This window comes from Sporomusa sp. (assembly GCF_035561155.1).
Lineage (GTDB): Bacteria > Bacillota > Negativicutes > Sporomusales > Sporomusaceae > Sporomusa.
The window spans coordinates 1-18,331 of the sequence record NZ_DATMYD010000053.1 but is presented as its reverse complement, the minus strand read 5'-3'; the positions used below and the strand labels follow the sequence as shown (position 1 = coordinate 18,331).

The window sequence follows — 18,331 nt, the reverse complement described above, 5'->3', positions numbered from 1 at the left end:
TATGGCAGCTATTGATGTGCTTGTCGCTGAAATTGGCAGTACAACGACTGTTGTCAGTGCCTTTACCGGTATAAGGAGAGGCCTGCCGGAGCTGATTGGGCAAGGGCAGGCTGCAACTACTGTGCTTGATGGGGATGTAACGCTGGGATTAAATCATGCCATTGATTCCCTGCAAGAAAAGCTGGGCGCTCCTGCCGAGTGGCAGGAAATGGTGGCATCCAGCAGCGCTGCCGGCGGCTTGCGGATGACAGTACATGGTCTGGTGTATGACATGACTGTCAAAGCCGCCAAGGAAGCTGCTCTGGGGGCGGGCGCCAACATTCATCTGGTAACAGCCGGGGAGCTGAGTGAATCCGATCTTGACGGTATTCGACAGATTAACCCTAATATAATTCTGCTTGCCGGTGGCGTTGATTATGGTGAAAAACTAACCGCTATTGCCAACGCCCGCCGGCTGGCAACCGGTTTAGCGCCGTCTACCCCTATTATCTATGCGGGCAATGTTGCGGCTAAACAGCAGGTATGCGAAATTTTTGCCGGCAGTGGCTTTAGTATAAAAGCGGTTGATAATGTTTACCCGCGTATTGATCAGCTCAATATTGAACCTACCCGGCGAGTTATCCATGAAGTTTTTGAAAAACATATTACCGAAGCGCCAGGGATGCATAAAATCCGCAAACTGGTTAACGGGCGCATTATTCCGACACCGGGGGCGGTCATGCAGGCTGTCCGCTTACTGCGCGAGGAGATTGGCGACCTTGTTGTCTTAGACGTTGGCGGTGCGACTACCGATGTGCATTCGGTGGCTGAGGCCGATCCTGAGATTGCCGCTATGTTAATTACGCCTGAACCATTAGCCAAACGTACGGTTGAGGGTGACTTGGGCGTTTACGTCAATTCAGCCAATGTATTGGAATTAGCCGATATTGAGCAGTTATGTGAGCGGTTTGGTTGTACGTCTACGCAATTAGCAAGCTTGCGGACGCCCTTGCCCGTGACTGCGGCCGAGAAAGAGTTTGCCGGAATTCTGACTGAAATTGCGGTAAATACTGCTATAAAACGCCATACCGGCACCATCGAATACATTTATGGGCCGACAGGCCGGATGGCAGTTGCCAGGGGCAAGGATTTGACAGGTGTCAAATGGATTATCGGCACAGGCGGGGCGCTGACCAGACTGCCGGCAGGGCTTGCTTTTCTAAGCAAGATTAATGTTTCACAAGGTAATAGCTGCTTGCTGCCCCGTGACGGCCAGGCACTTATCGACAGGCATTATGTTATGGCGGCTGCCGGCTTACTGGCGGAACGGTATCCCGAGGCGGCGCTGAATTTGATGAGGCAGAGTCTGGGAATATAGTCAGATAAACTTCCTTTACTAAGGAAGTTTTTTTTTAGAAAAAACATCTGAAGAGTTGCTCAAATAGATAATTACAAAGAATTGGGGGAGTGGCACTATGATTATATCTGATGAGATTATAAGAATGACTGAACTGATGGGGGCGCATAATTATCTTCCGCTTCCTATAGTAATTACTAAAGCCGAGGGAGTGTGGGTGGAAGATCCTGAAGGAAACCGCTATATGGATATGCTAAGCTCGTACTCTGCCCTAAACCAGGGGCACAGACACCCGAAAATTATTAAGGCCTTAAAAGATCAAGCCGATAAAGTAACATTAACATCAAGGGCTTTTTATAATGACCAGTTATATCAACTTTTCGAGAAACTAGCAAAGCTCACTGCGAAAGAAATGTTTCTGCCAATGAACACAGGTGCTGAAGCAGTGGAAACAGCGATAAAAGCTGTGCGCCGGTGGGCTTATCGCTGTAAAGGCGTGCCGGAAAACCAGGCTGAAATCATAGTCTGTACAGGTAATTTTCACGGACGGACAGTGACTATAACTTCATTTTCTTCAGCCTCAGAGTATCAAACAGATTTTGGGCCATTTACTCCTGGTTTTACCTTAATTCCCTATGGCGATTTGGCCGCGCTAGAAAATTCAATTACGGGTAATACAGCCGCTTTTTTGGTAGAGCCCATTCAGGGCGAGGCCGGCATCGTTATTCCGCAGGAAGGGTTTCTCCGCAACGCTTATGAATTGTGCAAAAAAAATAATGTACTGTTTGTAGCTGATGAAATTCAAACAGGGTTTGGCCGAACAGGAAAACTGTTTGCGTGTGAGTGGGAAAATGTCACGCCCGATATGTATGTCTTAGGAAAAGCTTTGGGCGGTGGTGTTCTCCCCATTTCAGCCATCGCTGCAGACAAAAATATTCTTGGCTTATTTAACCCTGGCTCACATGGCTCTACCTTTGGCGGCAATCCGTTGGCATGTGCTGTAGCGGTAGCTGCACTGGAAGTAATGGAAGAGGAAAACCTTGTGGAAAACTCTCTCAAAGTGGGACAGTATTTTATTGATAAACTGCGTCAATTGACTAACCCGGTTATTCAGGAGGTGCGCGGCAAAGGCTTGTTTATCGGTCTTGAACTTTCTGTTCCGGCGCGGCCATATTGTGAAAAACTGAAGGAAAATGGGCTGCTTTGCAAAGAAACGCATAAAAATATTATCCGATTTGCTCCGGCGCTAACCATTACCCACGAAGAAATAGATTGGGCCTATGCACGGATACGGCAATGTTTTTCGGGAAATTAACAACATATAGACAGTCACGACAATGCATAAATAGAGTTCCAATATAAACAAGTTAAGGTGGGTTAATGTTTTGAGTGCGTTTCGGTCGTGTACTGTAAACATTTAATTCCAACTGGAAACTTTATCTGCCATTAAATGTAAATATAAGTTTCCAATTACTGTAATTAAAGGCCGCAAAACGATGATGTATCAATATTTCGAATATTGGCATAGTTTGTGCTATAAATACAAATTGAGCATTTGTATTCTAGTTTGTGGAGGTGTAAACAGAGCGTGTTTTTCGGGTACTTGTAAAATGAGGGAGGAGAAAGGCGTGTCTAAAAAAGATGGTTTGCATGAAGACCTGCATCGCGGGTTGCAGGAACGTCACATTCAACTGATTGCCCTCGGCGGCGCGATTGGCGTCGGCCTGTTCCTGGGGTCGGCCACGGCCATAAAAACAGCCGGTCCGGCTTTGATGATTTCGTATTTAATTGGTGGTATTATCATATTCTACATTATGCGTGCACTTGGCGAAGTGGCTGTAGCGTATCCGGTGTCAGGCTCATTCAGCGCATACGCGAATAGGTTTTTAGGACCGATGGCAGGCTATATTACCGGCTGGACGTATTGGTTTATGTGGGTTGTCACATGTATGGCCGAGATTACGGCTGTCGGGGTATATATGCAGTTTTGGTTTCCGGAAGTGCCGCAGTGGGTTCCGGCGCTGGCGGCGTTGATATGCATGACGGTTGTCAATCTGATTGCAGTGGAAGCTTATGGCGAGTTTGAATTCTGGTTTGCTCTTATCAAAGTTGTCACAATCGTTATTATGATTGTTGCCGGGTTAGGCATGATTATCTTCGGCATCGGCAATAATGGTATACCTATTGGTATCTCTAATCTTTGGGCGTATGACGGGTTTACTCCCAAAGGCTTGCCTGGCATGATTATGGCATTGGTTATGGTTATGTTTGCTTATTTAGGCATCGAATTGGTCGGTGTGACTGCTGGCGAAGCGAAAGACCCGGAGAAAACGCTACCAGCAGCTATTGACAAGGTTTTCTGGCGGATACTTATTTTCTATGTAGGTGCATTGTTTGTCATTATGTCACTCTACCCATGGAACCAATTGGGAACCATCGGCAGCCCCTTTGTGTTAACTTTTGAAAAACTAGGAGTCCGGGCAGCGGCAGGCATCATTAACTTTGTTGTCCTGACAGCGGCGCTGTCATCCTGTAACAGCGGGATCTTCAGTACCGGCCGCATGCTGTACAATTTATCGCTGCAAGGGCGGGCACCCGAGCTTTTCGGCAAGCTGAGCAGTCGCAAAGTACCGATGAACGGGATTTTAGTATCATCTGTATTTCTGCTGATTGGTGTTGTCTTAAATTATCTGGTTCCTGGCAAGGTGTTTACCTATGTAACAAGTGTCGGCACCTTTGCTGCGCTGTGGGTGTGGGCTGTTATTGTGTTGGTGCAGATGAAATTCCGGCAGGAGTTGACGCCTGAACAGCAAGCCAAATTAAAATATCCCATGCCCGGCTATCCGGTCGTTAACTGGGTTTGTCTTGCCTTTCTGGCTTTTGTCGCCGTTGTCATGTGCTTTGACCCTGATACGCTTGTGGCCATGATTGTAGGTCCTATTTGGCTGGGGCTGCTTGTGGCCGCATATTATATGTTTGGCTGGGATAAATCGAGCGCTGAGGGTGGTCAGGACATCAATAACGCTAAGTAGTTTTTATGTATACAAAAAGCAAAGCCATATGGAAACTAATGTTTCCATATGGCACAGTTTATTGCCAAGCAAGTGGAAACATTAGTTTCCGGTAACACGTGCTCTCTCTTTGCTCGTAATGACTGATTGCTAATTGATGCCTGATTTTGCTGGCATTATAGCGGTCCATCAGGGAGAGTTTCTCCAAAAAAATCACAAGAATAATAATTGGCATAACAATTGCAATAAACAATGAACGAGAAAGATAACGCTGCCGTCTGCAGCGTATTTTAGAAGGAGGCCAAAATATATGATTATTGGTGTAGCTAAAGAAATTAAAAACAATGAAAACAGGGTGGCCCTGACTCCGGCAGGTACTGAAACGCTTAAAAAAGCCGGTCATACTGTGCTTGTTGAGCAAAGCGCCGGTGTAGGCAGCGGTTTTTCTGATGAAAGTTATGTGAAAGCCGGGGCGCAAATTATTGCTGATAAGAAAGCACTATTTGACCAGTCTGAAATGATTATGAAAGTTAAAGAACCACTTGCACCAGAATATGAGCTGTTCCATGAGGGACAAATTCTGTTTACATACTTGCACCTGGCCCCCGAACCGGAACTGACCAAAGCGTTACTGGATAAAAAAGTAATTGGTATAGCCTATGAAACCATTGAACGTCACCATACGCTGCCGCTCTTGACTCCGATGAGCGAAGTAGCGGGCCGGATGGCCGTGCAAGTTGGCGCGCATTGCCTGGAAAAACCTTTTGGTGGTAAAGGTATTTTATTAGGAGGCGTGCCTGGCGTTGAATCGGCTCAAGTTGTTATTATCGGCGGTGGCGTTGTTGGTACAAACGCAGCTAAAATGGCTGTCGGCATGGGCGCCCGCGTTGCCATTATTGACAAATCGGCTGAACGGTTGGTATACCTTGACGATATCTTTGGCGGCCGGGTAACCACTGTAATGTCTAACAGCTACAATATTGCCAGCTGGGTTAAAAAGGCTGATCTCCTTGTTGGTGCTGTACTGCTGCCTGGTGCCAAAGCTCCTAAACTGGTTACCGAGGAAATGGTTAAGACTATGGAACCGGGTTCGGTTATCGTTGATGTGGCCATCGATCAAGGTGGTTCAGTGGAAACAATTGACCGTGTTACCACACACAGCGATCCAACCTATGTGAAATATGGTGTTGTGCATTACTCTGTTGCCAACATGCCTGGGGCTGTTGCCCGTACGTCAACCTTTGCACTAACCAATGTTACCATCGATTATGCCCTGCAAATCGCTACTAAGGGCTGGAAAGGCGCACTTAAGGCTGATCCTGGCTTAGCAAAAGGCCTTAATGTCTATGATGGTAAGGTAATATTTAAAGGCGTTGCCGAAGCGCACAACCTGCCAGTCACTCCGGTGGAAGAAGTTTTGGCTTAAATAAATAAGAGCAATTTATGGGGTCAGGTTAGACTTGTTGATTTAATTGACTTATTGTGCTTGGTGAATAAGTCAATTTGAAGACAGTCAAGCCTGACCCAGTTTATGTATTAATATGTTTAGCAAGGGCTTAAATAAGCAATCAGATAGGTAGGAAAACACCGATGTTACGTCGAAAGCTTACAATTACTCAGGTAATAACTTATATGCCTAGCAATAATAACAGGGGGTTTCCATGAGCGACAAAGACTGGGAGCTGTTTAAGCAGAAGCTTCATATTAAATCAGGCATTAACCTTAACGACTATAAACCGGCGCAAATGCAGCGGCGTATCGGCAATATGATGAGCCGCCACGGGGCGAACGGGTATCTGGATTTTTTCAGCAAGCTGGAGGCTAACCCCAAGCTGTATAAAGAGTTTATTGATTTTCTCACAATTAATGTGACGGAGTTCTTCCGTACGCCGGAAAAGTTTGATGAACTTGAGAAAAAGGTTATTCCTGACCTTTTAAAACAGAGTTCGAAGCTTAGCATCTGGAGCGCCGGCTGTTCGATTGGTGCTGAACCATATTCACTGGCGATAATGCTCAACGAGATTACACCTCATACCAGACACCGCATCTTGGCAACTGACCTGGATGTCGAGATGCTGGCCAAAGCCAAGCTAGGGGCTTATACAACTAACGAACTGAAAAATATACCGCCTGCCCGGCTAAATAAATATTTTAAGCAGGCAGACGGCATAGCCACCATTGGTGATGATATGAAAACGCGGATCGATTTTCAGCAGCACAACTTATTGGTCGATAAGTTTGAATCAGGTTTTGACCTTATCTTGTGCCGGAATGTTGTAATCTATTTTACTGAAGAAGCCAAGGACGGGCTGTACCGCCGCTTCTTTGCCGCGCTTAAACCAGGCGGTGTGTTGTTTGTTGGCGGCACTGAGGCTATATTGAACTTCCGTGATATTGGGTTCCAGCACTATCTGCCATTCTTCTACCGGAAACCACTCTAGTTTAAAGCCAATCAGAAGGTCTGTTATAATATCCCCCAGCCGGATAGTCGTCTCATAGTATCCATCCAGTGCCGGAGCAGGATTTTGCTCATGGTGCTTTCCTCAACGGCATTCCCGGCGATGATATCCACTGTTTTTACGGCTTTATCTTTTACATAAAATATGATTTCACCGATTTTTTGGCCCTGGTATACCGGGGCCTTTATTTTTTCCGGTAAATCGACTTCTACTGTTACTGAAGAGTAGTCAGCAGTGCTGACCACCAGGGAGGCCGGGGCATCTACGATGGCATCAACGATACCGGTCATACCATTTTCTACAGGCAGTGAAGCTAATACTGCCCCTTGCTCTGCATACTCATATAAGTCATAGGAATCAAACCCGTATTTTAAGAGCTGCATCGAATCATACCAGCGCGAATGGTCATGTAATACCACTGCAATAAGCTTCTGGTTGCTGCGGGTTGCGCTTGATACCAAACATGGGCCAGCCCGGTTTGTTGTCCCTGTTTTTACGCCGTCAGCATCTTCAAGCATCCAAAGCAGCTTGTTTGTATTGCGGAGATTTCGATCCTGACTTTTGCCTTTACGATCAAGCCATTCTATATTTGTTTCCTTAGTGCTTACGACTTCAGCGAACGTAGGATTAGTCAAAGCATACCGGGTTATCCAGGCTAAATCGAAGGCAGTAGACAGATGGTTGGGAGCGGTAAGGCCGTGCGGATTGCTGAAATGAGTATGGACTGCGCCGATGCTGGCGGCTTTTTTGTTCATGATTTCAACAAAAGCATCAACAGAACCTGCCAGATGTTCAGCAATAGCCACTGCGGCATCGTTGCCTGAACGGAGCAGCAGGCCGGTAACCAGCTCACGGAGCGTGATATTCTGTCCGGGATAGAGGTTAAGCGAAGATCCGCCGGTGGAAGCCGCGTTAGCGCTGACACGCACTGTTTCGTCCAAGCGCCCGCTCTCAATTGCGATTATGGCTGTCATAATTTTGGTAGTGCTGGCTGGCGCGAGTTTTTTATTCATATTTCTGTCATAGAGTACTTGGCCGGTTTTGGAATCCATTAAAATTGCCCCTTGGGCGGACAGGGTCGGTGGTGCAGCGAAAGTAACACTGGCAACTACCCAAAGAAACAGTATAGTTAAGGCGGTAAGACGTAATAGCAGGCGCCCCATGGAATACCCCCTTTTCATCAGCTATATTATTATATTACCCATCCGGGCAGGTCATACCCACTTACTGTCATATCTTGCAGGCCGCTGGCGTAGTATCAAGAAGAACCTTTACACAGGGGGGCTAATATGAACAGAAATAGTGTGCTTCGCCGCAGCTTTTTTAGTATTACCGTGCTTACTGTCGGGTTAATGTGCAGTATCTTGCATCAAGCTGTTGATGTGTTTGATGATAAAAGCCGGGTAATCAGAAAAATACCGACTACGCATAAGGTAGTCGCGATTACTGTTGATGATGGACCTCATTACAAAACAACACCTGAAATATTGACGGTGTTGAAAGAAAAACAGGCAAAGGCGACTTTTTTCGTTTTAGGCGCAAATGCTGAGGCTCATCCGGAGATTGTAGCCCAGGAAGTAGCAGATGGGCATGAAATAGCATCCCATGCGTACAGCCACAGACGCCTGAATAAGTTAACTGCCACAGAGGTAATAGCTGAGTTTGAGCGACTGGAAACGGTACTTCAGCCGGTGGCCCCGAAGCCAACCCTGTTTAGGCCGCCTGACGGGGCGTATAACGACGGAGTAGTGGCGTTAGCGCGGGAACGGGGTTATGCTACTGTACTATGGTCTGTTGACACTGGCGACTGGCGGCAGGGGTCGGTTGAACAAGTGGTTAAAACAGTGCTTGATAATGTGCAGCCTGGCAGCATTATTCTCATGCATGACGGGCAGTATCCGCTGCCTACGCCCCAGGCAATGCCTGTAATTATTGACAAGCTGCGTGAGCAGGGCTACCAGATGGTAACAGTCAGCGAATTGCTGCAGTACTATGAAGTAATCCGGTAAAAGGCATTAGGTAGCAACACTACTCTTGGTATAGCTTTAGGTTCTGCCAATGAGCCTGGATTAGCTGATCATATCGATACACGGTAGCGGTGCGCTCATTTCTGAGTGCTTGAATAGCCCCCAGAATCTTTTGGTCAAAAGTATATACTTTGACTTTGGGTACTGTTACGGGCTTAGAATATTCTTTAAGTCTTGTGGCTACTTTGCAGTTGGCCTTTGTTTCCTTAAGGATAACAGCTGGTTCTAAAAGGTCGGAGCCCTCGTAACGGTGAATAAGGCAATTAGGCTGCAGTCGGTCGATCACATTTTTGCTATCGCCATCTAGGACAATCTCACTGCCACAACCAGGACATGAGGATAAATCGGCCGGCAGGCAATTATGGCAGCTCATACAAACGATTTCATTCATTTTTGACATCCCTCCGCCCCTATTGTATCCGAAAAGTAGCCTGGTTATAATGCACATCAAAAAAATGGAATTTTAATACAGGAAACAGGAGAATGATGGCGAATTATTTCTGGTAGTTGATCATTGTTGTTGGTTTAGGAGGGGCGCGGTTTGAGACATTACCGACGCTGGCTTGTTGCCATAACCGTAGTAGTGCTGGCATTCAGCTGGCTGGGGGCCCGCTTGGCTGCAAAAGTAACTGAAGATGAACTGCGAAGCAAGCTGTTGCTCAGAGCGGTGACGGCAGCTGCGATTGTTAATCGCGAACAGGTGGAAAGATTAACGGCAACTTCGGCAGATATAGGTACTGCCGATTATGAGTGTCTGCGGCAGCAGCTTATCGCGGCCCGTTCCCTAAATCCTGATTGCCGGTTTGTATACCTACTGAAAATGGTCAACGGAGAATTAGTATTTATCATGGATTCTGAGCCTGAGAACTCAAGGGATTATTCTTCGCCTGGCACAAAGTATAACGATGCATCTGAAGAATTAAGGCAAATATTTCTGAATAGCCAGCCGTTTATCGAAGGGCCGTTGGCCGACGAATGGGGCGTTTGGGTGTCCGGAATTGCTGCGGTGCGCGATCCGGCCGACGGACGGGTGATTGCCGCTTTTGGCATGGATATTGATGCACATAAATGGCAAGACGCTGTTGTGGCATCCCAGTTTGTAGTCTATGGCATTGCGGCAACTGTGCTTATTGTAATCCTTGCACTGTTTTTCGCTTTGCGTATCTCGGAACTTGCAGCGGAAAAGATATATCTGGCAGAAAAGCAAGCTAAAGAGGCCGCTGAAGCTATGAGTCAGGCTAAAAGCCAGTTTTTGGCATACATGAGCCACGAAGTCCGTACACCGGTTACCGGTATTTTAGGGTTGGTCGAGCTTTTAGAAGCAACCCTGCTTGACAGCCATCAGCGCGATTATGTCAGAGCCATTGCCTATTCGGCCCGGTCGCTGTTGACTGTCCTTAATGATGTCTTAGATTTCTCTAAGATTCAGGCTGAAAAAATGACAGTGGAAACCGTTGATTTTGAATTCCGGGCACTCTTTGCCGGTGTAGATACAATTCTCCAGGCCACAGCCGTTACTAAAGGCATTAGCTTGACGACGGCCATTGATCCGGCGATTCCGCCGATCGTGGGCGGCGATCCTGTCAGGCTGCAGCAGGTGCTTTTGAACATTGCCGGTAATGCCGTTAAATTTACTGATGCCGGGCGCGTCGACATCAAAGCTGAATGTTTCGGGCGAGATGAGAAAACAGTCAACGTGAAAGTAACTGTTACTGATACCGGTATCGGGCTCACCCAGGATGAAATAAATAAGCTGTTTCAGCCATTCGCCCAGACTGAGGGTGCGAATGCAAGAAAGTATTTGGGGTCAGGCCTAGGTTTGTCTATCTCGTCAAGCCTGATAAAAATGATGGGCGGTGAATTGGGCGTAGATAGCGCTAAAGGCAGCGGGTCATCCTTCTGGTTCACAATTACCTTACAGGCCGTGCCGGGAGATGCTGCTACTAGTGACATGAGGCCTTTTGACACACTTAATGACATGAATGTGCTGCCCGCCTGGCTGAATGAGAGAGGCGGCAAAGTACAGGATAAAACCGGCGATGTACTGGTTGTGGAAGATAATCCGGTCAACCAGCAGGTATTCATATTGCAGATCAGGCACCTAGGTTTACTGTGTGATTTGGCAGTGAATGGTCAGGAAGCTGTCCTAATGGCGGCTAGAACTAGCTACAAACTAATATTCATGGATTGCGGCCTGCCGGGATTGGATGGATTTGCGGCCACGCGGGCGATCAGAGACCTGGAAACCGCGGCTGGAAGGCATACCCCGATCATCGCCTTGACGGCTAACGCCCTGAGTGGTGACAAGGAAAAATGCCTGGCGGCCGGTATGGACGATTATCTGGTAAAACCCGTATCGGGTGAAGAACTCAGGCAAATAATTACACGCTGGCTAATCCCTGAGACAGATGATGGTATTGACAGGGCGATGCTCAGACAACTTAAAGAGTTAGCTGATAGTGGCCAGACAGATATCAGCATATTTATTGACGCTTACTTAGAAGAATTACCTGTGCTTATGGCCAAGTTAAAACAGGCTTTTGAGTATTATGACGCCAGGCAGATAAGCGATGCTGCTCACGGGTTAAAGTCGATGAGTGCCACTATTGGTGCTAAACAGCTTGCCGAATTGTTCGACAGTCTCGAGCAGCAGGCCAAGAGGGAAGATCTTGAAGCAGCAAGAGCGCTACTGGACAAGATCGAGGGTGACTGCAGGCAGGTGGGCTCAGCCCTTAAAAATGCCGCCAGCATATTATGACTGAAGAGTGGTGAAGAACTGTGACATACACGGTACTGTTAGTTGATGATGTACTTTTAAATCGGAAGGTTGTTAAAGTAGCATTAAGCGGTTTGCCGGATTTCAGTTTTTTGGAGGCTGCTGACGGCGTTAATGCCCTGGAGATGATAAACAACCACCCTGTTGATTTGGTGATCCTGGACCTTGTGATGCCGGGAACAATTTCAGGCTTTGAGGTGCTGGGGCAAATTAAGGCAAGTGTTCTCTTTAAGCATATTCCTGTCATTGTTTATTCGGCAGTGGCTGATACTGCCAGCATAAAACAGGCGCTGGAAATGGGTGCGTATGATTACCTTATCAAACCGTTAAAACCGAAAGAATTACAAACAATTTTACCGGAAAAGGTTAGAGATGCATTACAGACTATAGAGCTTGAAGAAAGTGCCAATAGTCAAACAATTGGGATGACGGATATGTTACCGGAACCTAGCGTTAAGATGCGCGAACAAGTAACGATAGGCCGTGTAACAAATGAAGAAGCGGCGTCAATCAAGTATTTGGCAAACCGCAAAGCTGAGATCAAGCTGCTTTTAAAAAGACTTGTGGATATGGACAAGGAAGAATTATACTGCTGCCTGTATGATATACTCATCCGGGAAATGGGGGAGGTTTCAACAGCGTGCGAACAATGGTGGGACGAGAAATATGATAAATATCAATGGGCAAATATTGTCGGTGACGAGATTGAAATCGATTATAACAGCGGTGACGTACTTGTAAAAAAAGAGTCCCGGATTGCTAAAGAACAGAGACAGTCAGAATAAAGCTATATCAGTAAAAGCGGATACCCGAAGGGGAGTAAAAAAATAGGATGAGCGAGCCATACGGCCCGCTCATCTGTTTTATATTTGGGTTGCTGCTGCTTTAACAAGTTTTTCAAACAGGGCTAGCATGGACGGTGATTTTTCCGCCAGCATTTCTGGGTGCCACTGAACTCCCAATACAAAATGTTCATTTTGAAGCTCTATCGCTTCGATGACTCCGTCTTTTGACCCGGCAGTTACAATAAATCCTGGCGCAAGATTTTTGATCGCCTGATGGTGATAGCTGTTGACTCGTATTGCTTGCTGACCCAAAATGGTGGCTAAGACCGATTGCGGTTCAATAGATACGGTGTGCCACAGAGCCTCTCTTTGAGCCGTGGTTTGGAAATGCTTGATGCTGCAGCCTGTTATTTGAGAAACGTCTTGATACAATGTTCCCCCATAGGCTACATTGATGATTTGTATACCCCGGCAAATGCCCAACATTGGTTTTTTGAGTTCAGCGGCTGCTTTGACTACCAGCAATTCGTATTCATCGCGGCAAAGGTTTACTACTCCCAGTTTTTCTAGCGGTTCTTCTCCGTAAAGTAAGGGATCGACATCTGGCCCGCCTGACATTATTAAGCCATCGATAGCGATAACTTGGCTGCGGGCAATTGCCGGATCGGCAACCGGAGGTAATAATAGTGGTACTCCCCCGGCTTTGGCTACGGCATGGATGTAGTCAGTGCTGGCAAAGGCTCTAACCATGCCGGGCAGCATAGTTCCTTCGGCTAATACTGTGTTGCATGTAATTCCAATAACCGGTTTACGCAATATATCCTCTCCCGTAATGAGTGTCTTCTCGTAGGCGGCAAACCCTCATTCTCTATTTCTTGTATAAATACTGGGTATAGCCGAAAAGTCCTCTCTAAATAAGAAAAAAACCTGCATAATCTTGGCATAAAACTTGCGTAATTAATGTTTTGATATCAACGGCATTATAGCGATTCAGACTCCGGCTTATGGCGGCGGTGAAATTTGGTTTGATGACAAACTTGTTCGCAAGGACGGAAGGTTTGTCTTGCCTGAACTGGCAGAACTCAATCCGGAAAAATGGGTATAGGCAGACGCGTGTCTGCAAAACTGACCTACTGTGTATGGTAAACAGTAGGTCAGTTTTTTTACGAGTACAGATATTGGAAGGCCCCGGGATGGAGAAAGATTGGAAAACGTTTTACACGATCGTTGTAAATGAGTATAATTATATACTAAGTGTTATAAAATAATAAGTTTGGTAAAATAACAAATGGTGGGGATGCCATATAAAGTGCTCATTGTGTCGGCTTTTATCAGCTATAGCAACATTTTTATTTATCTGAAGCAATTTTCAAAACAATTACGAGAAAGCGCACGACGCGAGGAGGGTCTTATTTATGCCAGTATCACAAGTTACCGAAGTTGTTAGAATCCGCAGCAAGGTGTTAGCGGAAATCGCCAGAATGGCCTATGAGGACTGCTTAGAGAGGGATATCGGGAGTATGATGGACACCATTGTATCTGAGGCCGGGCCCAGATATCGTTGCTGTGTTCATAAAGAAAAAGCAGTATTGCGTCAGCGTATTAATCTGACACTGAGTCAACCGCTGCATCTCACTCAGGAGGAAGCGGCAGCCGGTGCTTTGGCCGGTGAGATAGAGGATATGCCTTTTATCCATGTATTACCGGAAGCATGTGATCAGTGTCCCATTGATAAATTTTTGGTCACAGATGCCTGCCGTAACTGTCTGGCTCACAATTGTATAAACAGCTGCCCCAAAAAGGCCATCATGGTGGTGCAAAACCGGGCCTATATTGATAAAACCCGCTGCGTAGAGTGCGGCTTATGTAAAAAATCCTGCCAATACGGCGCCATTATAGAAATCAGCAGGCCCTGTGAACGGGTGTGCTCCGTCCAGGCCATCATAGCGGGTAGTGACCGCAAAGCTGTGATCGATCAGGATAAATGCGTCGAGTGCGGCGCTTGCCGGGAAGCCTGTCCCTTTGGGGCCATTGGTGACCGCTCCCTTTTAGTCCAGGTTATCCAACAGATCAAAACCGGGAAACAGGTGTATGCCATTCTGGCGCCTGCTTTTGCCGGGCATTTTGGAGCTAAGACTAAACCAGGGCAAATGATCAATGCTATCAGGCAACTTGGCTTTCATGAGGTAAAAGAAGTAGCCTATGGTGCGGACATCGTAACGATCAAGGAAGCAAACGAATTTTTGGAAACAGTACCGGAGCAACGTCCGTTTATGACATCTTCCTGCTGTCCGGCTTTTGTTGCTCTGGTAGAAAAACATTTTGCGGACATGAAGGATATGGTATCATCTACGGTTTCTCCCATGTTGGCGATAGCGCAAATTATAAAAAATAGTAATCCAGAGGCTGTTATTGTTTTTATTGGGCCATGTATCGCCAAAAAATCAGAAGCTCGAAATCACTCCGATTTGGTAGATTTTGCCCTTACCTTCGAAGAAATTGATGCTATGTTGACAGGCAAGGGCATTGAGTTAAGTACTGTCGCCGAAAGCGAGTTTCAATCAGCTGCTTCCACTACCGGCAATGCCTTTGCTTGTGCAGGCGGCGTGGCCAAAGCAGTGCAGGCGGCAGTAGCCGGTCTTGACCCTGAAGCCACCGTCAAGGCCCATAGTGCCGAAGGTCTTGAAAATTGCGCCAACGCTCTTAAGCTGATTCGGTCCGGCAAAATGGAGGTCAATTTTCTGGAAGGCATGTCCTGCACCGGTGGATGTATCGGCGGTCCTGCCGGATTGGCCAATGCCCGGGTAGCAAGTAAACTAGTAGCTACTTTTGCAAAAAATTCCACAGTCAAAAGCGCTTTAAATAATAGACCGGCCCAATCGGACAGCGAGCAACCGGGTCACTGGCACCGCTAATAAAAAACAACATATGAAAGGCCCAAACCCTTTCTAAATAAGGGGTTGGGCCTTTCATAGTTACTGACGCGGCAGACGTCAGCCTATTCCTTTGCTGCTCCAAGCAGGACAATCTCGCGGTGAAGGGGAATGAATAAAGACCAAGTTAAGAGGTGAAGATAGGTCATGCTGACATGTCTGCGCAACCGAAGTACACGAGTCTTTTTTAATAATACATGAAACAGCTTGGAGTGATATGTTGTGATTTTCCTTTTATTTTTGCTCTTGCTTTTTCCTCATACTGCTTGGGCGAAAGAGATGCCGATAGAGTTGAAGACGCCGTCCAATATTGATTTGTCGATTATGGGGGAGCCATTAGCTACCCAAGAGCAATGTGTAGCATATTTACGCAAAAGAGGTCGTATACCATTATTAACGGTATCAGTTGAGCAACTTGTGAGTTTTTTCTACCAAGAGAGCAAATTAGAGGGGATTAGGCCGGACGTGGCATTCGCCCAGGCAATCCATGAGACTGGGCATTTCCGCTACGGCGGCGACGTTATACCGCTACAAAACAATTACAGTGGTCTGGGGACAACCGGCGGCGGGGTAAAAGGTGCGTGGTTTCCGACAGCACAAATTGGCGTTAGAGCGCAGGTCCAGCACCTCTTGGCATATACTTCGACTAAGCCGCCGGAGCTGGAAATAGTTGACCCACGTTATGAGCTAGTTAAACGTACGGCAAAATTTGGACAAGCTCGCACCTGGACTGACCTGAATGGCAAATGGGCTGTTCCTGGGAAAACATACGGTCAAATGATATTGCGAATCCATCAAAAGATATTGAGCGGTGATTAGTGAGCACGATTACAGGTCTTCTGGTGTTTTAGAGAATCTTTTTTGCGCCCAATTATCTACCGCAGCCACCTGCTTTTTACCGATGGTAAGCCCGTACACGATCAAAAGCACAATAGCAATTGTGAATAAATCAACCTCTCTGGTTGCAATAAAATTAACTACGCCTAAGAGTACTTGCGGAATAACGCCGGTAAGAATCAGGGCTATCGACGCTACCCGGAACCATACCTGTGACCGCATTTTATACCTGGCATAGAACATGAAAAAAGTCGCAGCCCAGGCAAAAAATTCAAAAACAAATAGAATGATCCATTTAAATTCTAGGATAAAACTAAACAATTGAGTCACTCCTTGACGTGATGATTGGCTCATTTATCTAGAATGATACCTAAAATTACCCAAAACTGCAAATACACTCCCTATCGTAATAAAGCCTGGAGAGGTTCGGAGGTTCTCTCAGGCTTTTATTCTTTTAAGTAATAGCAGACTAAATGTGTGCTTTGAAATCTCATGACTCAAAAGAACCGTCAGACCGTGTGAAAAATGCCTTCCTATTTGCCGATTTTTTCTATTAAATTAAAGCTCTAGGTGTTGAAGAAATAAAACTCGAAAAAACGAGAGAACTAGTCCGCTTTCGCCAAGGCTAGTTCTCTCGTTTCCCTCAGTCTATTAAGTATTTCTTTTGCTCCTAATATGGTTATGGCTCGCCTAAGGTTATAGGCCAAAAAGGACAAAGAAATCTCCCCGCTGACCGACAGCTTGCGTTTGGTCAGAAAGTAGTATGCTCCCCAGCCTCTTTTTATTGTGCCGAAGACGTGTTCTATGATCATCTGTCTCAGCTTATACTTTTCCTTGTTAGTTTCAGTCTGTAGGTCGATAGTATCTAGAAAGTCTTGGTCGACATGACGATAAATGCTCCTACCCTTTTTGCTTTTAGTACAGCGCTCTTTAAATTGGCAGGATTGGCAGGCCTCATAATTACTGTAATCGTACCCAATTATCCCCTTGGCTTTGGTGATTCGGTTCCTAGTGTAATAAAGTTCTTTTCCAGCAGGGCAGCGGTACAGTCTTTTTTCGGCGTCATAGCAAAATTGATCGGTATAAAAATCTTTGTCTCCAGTTCCGTTAGAATAGGTTTGTTTAGGAACATATGGTGTGATGTGTTTGTCTACACATTTTTTCAGATCTTCCGCTTTATAATACCCCTTATCAGCTAGAACCTCTAGTTTCTGAACGCCAAACACTGTTTGAGCACGAAGCGCCATATTATCCAGTTCACCCAGATCGTTTGGTTTACATGTCACTTTAAAATCAGCAACCAATTTATGTTTGGAGTCTACTGTTGCTTGGACATTATAGCTTACATCCACGTTATTGTTGTTATTGCACATAAGTCGGCTATCTGGATCGGTTGTGGAGAGTTCATTGCTATCGGTTTTCTCTAGGTGGTCTTGGTAAGCCTCATATTTTTCCTTGCGGTTACGAAGTTCTTCTATTCGTTGTTGGATTTCTTCTGCATTTGGTTTTCTCTCAGAGGCTTCCATTTGATCGCCGATTTCTAACTCCTTGAGGTATGTATCAATTTTTTCGTCGATATATTGAATATGGCGTTCCAACTTTTTAGAGCTGAAATTGTTCCGTTTGCTATTGCAGGCGCGAATCTTTGTCCCATCGATAGCTACCAGTTCTTTACCGAATAAATTCCATCCATCACACAAGCGGACGAACTGTCTAAACACAGTTTTCAGTGCTTTTTTATTATCCTTGCGAAAGTCAGCGATTGTTTTAAAATCGGGCTTCATTTTCTTTAAAAGCCAGATGACTTCAATATTGCGGGTTGCCTCATGTTCAAGCCTACGGGATGAACGAATTCGGTTAAGGTATCCATATAGATACAGCTTAAGTAGGTCTTTGGGATTATATGAAGGGCGTCCTATATTTGCGCAGATTGCTTTTTGAAATTTTAATTCCTTCATATCCAGTTGATCGACATATTCATCAATGATACGAACGGGGTTATCCTCGCAAATATAATCATCAATACTTTCTGGAAATAGGAAGGTTTGATTCCGATCTTCGCCCTTTATATAGCCCATATATCCACCTTCTAATTACTTGAATTATATCTATATTTTATCATATCTGTAATTTTATGTGAATATCGGGGCCGTTTTCACACAGTCTG

At 45.9% G+C, this 18,331-nt stretch carries 15 protein-coding genes; 10 read left to right on the top strand and 5 right to left on the bottom strand.

Going from position 1 to position 18,331, the window contains the following annotated elements; genetic code table 11:
• Position 1 precedes the first annotated feature (1 nt).
• The 5 genes from VN447_RS06370 to VN447_RS06350 all read left to right on the top strand — a co-directional run bounded on the left by VN447_RS06370 (position 2) and on the right by VN447_RS06350 (position 6,788).
• Positions 2 to 1,357: a GlmL-related ornithine degradation protein gene (locus tag VN447_RS06370; protein ID WP_325523984.1), complete on the top strand. Its 1,356-nt coding sequence runs from the start codon at positions 2 to 4 to the stop codon at positions 1,355 to 1,357.
• A 97-nt stretch (positions 1,358 to 1,454) separates the two neighbouring features.
• Positions 1,455 to 2,651, top strand: coding sequence for an ornithine--oxo-acid transaminase (locus tag VN447_RS06365; protein ID WP_325523982.1), 1,197 nt, complete (start codon positions 1,455 to 1,457; stop codon positions 2,649 to 2,651).
• A 295-nt stretch (positions 2,652 to 2,946) separates the two neighbouring features.
• The gene (locus VN447_RS06360; RefSeq protein WP_414714886.1) at positions 2,947 to 4,368 is read left to right on the top strand and encodes an amino acid permease; all 1,422 of its coding nucleotides are present in this window, start codon (positions 2,947 to 2,949) and stop codon (positions 4,366 to 4,368) included.
• 289 nt (positions 4,369 to 4,657) lie between these two features.
• Positions 4,658 to 5,773, top strand: a complete 1,116-nt coding sequence (gene ald / locus VN447_RS06355) for an alanine dehydrogenase (RefSeq protein WP_325523978.1) — start codon at positions 4,658 to 4,660, stop codon at positions 5,771 to 5,773.
• Positions 5,774 to 6,008: 235 nt separating this feature from the next.
• Positions 6,009 to 6,788, top strand: coding sequence for a protein-glutamate O-methyltransferase CheR (locus VN447_RS06350; RefSeq protein ID WP_325523976.1), 780 nt, complete (start codon positions 6,009 to 6,011; stop codon positions 6,786 to 6,788).
• Positions 6,789 to 6,811: 23 nt separating this feature from the next.
• Here the strand turns inward: VN447_RS06350 and VN447_RS06345 are convergent, their stop codons facing one another.
• Positions 6,812 to 7,969 carry a D-alanyl-D-alanine carboxypeptidase family protein gene (locus VN447_RS06345; protein WP_325523974.1) on the bottom strand — a complete coding sequence of 386 codons (1,158 nt, stop codon included), beginning with the start codon at positions 7,967 to 7,969 and terminating at the stop codon, positions 6,812 to 6,814.
• A 126-nt stretch (positions 7,970 to 8,095) separates the two neighbouring features.
• On the opposite strand from VN447_RS06345, the gene VN447_RS06340 reads away from it, so the two are divergent.
• Positions 8,096 to 8,815, top strand: a complete 720-nt coding sequence (locus VN447_RS06340) for a polysaccharide deacetylase family protein (protein ID WP_325523972.1) — start codon at positions 8,096 to 8,098, stop codon at positions 8,813 to 8,815.
• Positions 8,816 to 8,834: 19 nt separating this feature from the next.
• Here VN447_RS06340 and VN447_RS06335 read toward each other — a convergent pair whose 3' ends face one another.
• Positions 8,835 to 9,224, bottom strand: a complete 390-nt coding sequence (locus VN447_RS06335; RefSeq protein WP_325523970.1) for a hypothetical protein — start codon at positions 9,222 to 9,224, stop codon at positions 8,835 to 8,837.
• Between the two features lie 150 nt (positions 9,225 to 9,374).
• On the opposite strand from VN447_RS06335, the gene VN447_RS06330 reads away from it, so the two are divergent.
• Together VN447_RS06330 and VN447_RS06325 are read left to right on the top strand one after the other, a co-directional pair.
• Positions 9,375 to 11,591, top strand: a complete 2,217-nt coding sequence (locus VN447_RS06330) for an ATP-binding protein (protein ID WP_325523968.1) — start codon at positions 9,375 to 9,377, stop codon at positions 11,589 to 11,591.
• Between the two features lie 20 nt (positions 11,592 to 11,611).
• On the top strand, positions 11,612 to 12,394 hold the full coding sequence (locus tag VN447_RS06325) for a CXXX repeat peptide modification system protein (RefSeq protein WP_325523966.1): 783 nt from the start codon (positions 11,612 to 11,614) through the stop codon (positions 12,392 to 12,394).
• A gap of 78 nt (positions 12,395 to 12,472) precedes the next feature.
• Here the strand turns inward: VN447_RS06325 and VN447_RS06320 are convergent, their stop codons facing one another.
• Positions 12,473 to 13,210, bottom strand: a complete 738-nt coding sequence (locus VN447_RS06320; protein WP_325523964.1) for a gamma-glutamyl-gamma-aminobutyrate hydrolase family protein — start codon at positions 13,208 to 13,210, stop codon at positions 12,473 to 12,475.
• A 599-nt stretch (positions 13,211 to 13,809) separates the two neighbouring features.
• Here VN447_RS06320 and VN447_RS06310 point away from each other — a divergent pair.
• Positions 13,810 to 15,309 (top strand): 4Fe-4S dicluster domain-containing protein, encoded by a 1,500-nt coding sequence (locus VN447_RS06310; RefSeq protein ID WP_325523962.1) that lies wholly within the window; start codon positions 13,810 to 13,812, stop codon positions 15,307 to 15,309.
• A 240-nt stretch (positions 15,310 to 15,549) separates the two neighbouring features.
• A complete protein-coding gene (locus VN447_RS06305) occupies positions 15,550 to 16,146 on the top strand; it encodes a glucosaminidase domain-containing protein (protein ID WP_325523960.1) in 597 nt (198 codons plus the stop codon).
• A 9-nt stretch (positions 16,147 to 16,155) separates the two neighbouring features.
• On the opposite strand, the gene VN447_RS06300 is transcribed toward VN447_RS06305, so the two are convergent.
• Both VN447_RS06300 and VN447_RS06295 read right to left on the bottom strand, forming a co-directional pair.
• Positions 16,156 to 16,485 carry a hypothetical protein gene (locus VN447_RS06300; protein ID WP_325523958.1) on the bottom strand — a complete coding sequence of 110 codons (330 nt, stop codon included), beginning with the start codon at positions 16,483 to 16,485 and terminating at the stop codon, positions 16,156 to 16,158.
• Between the two features lie 284 nt (positions 16,486 to 16,769).
• Entirely contained in the window at positions 16,770 to 18,242 is a 1,473-nt protein-coding gene (locus VN447_RS06295) for an IS1182 family transposase (RefSeq protein WP_325523956.1), read from the bottom strand.
• Positions 18,243 to 18,331: the final 89 nt, after the last annotated feature.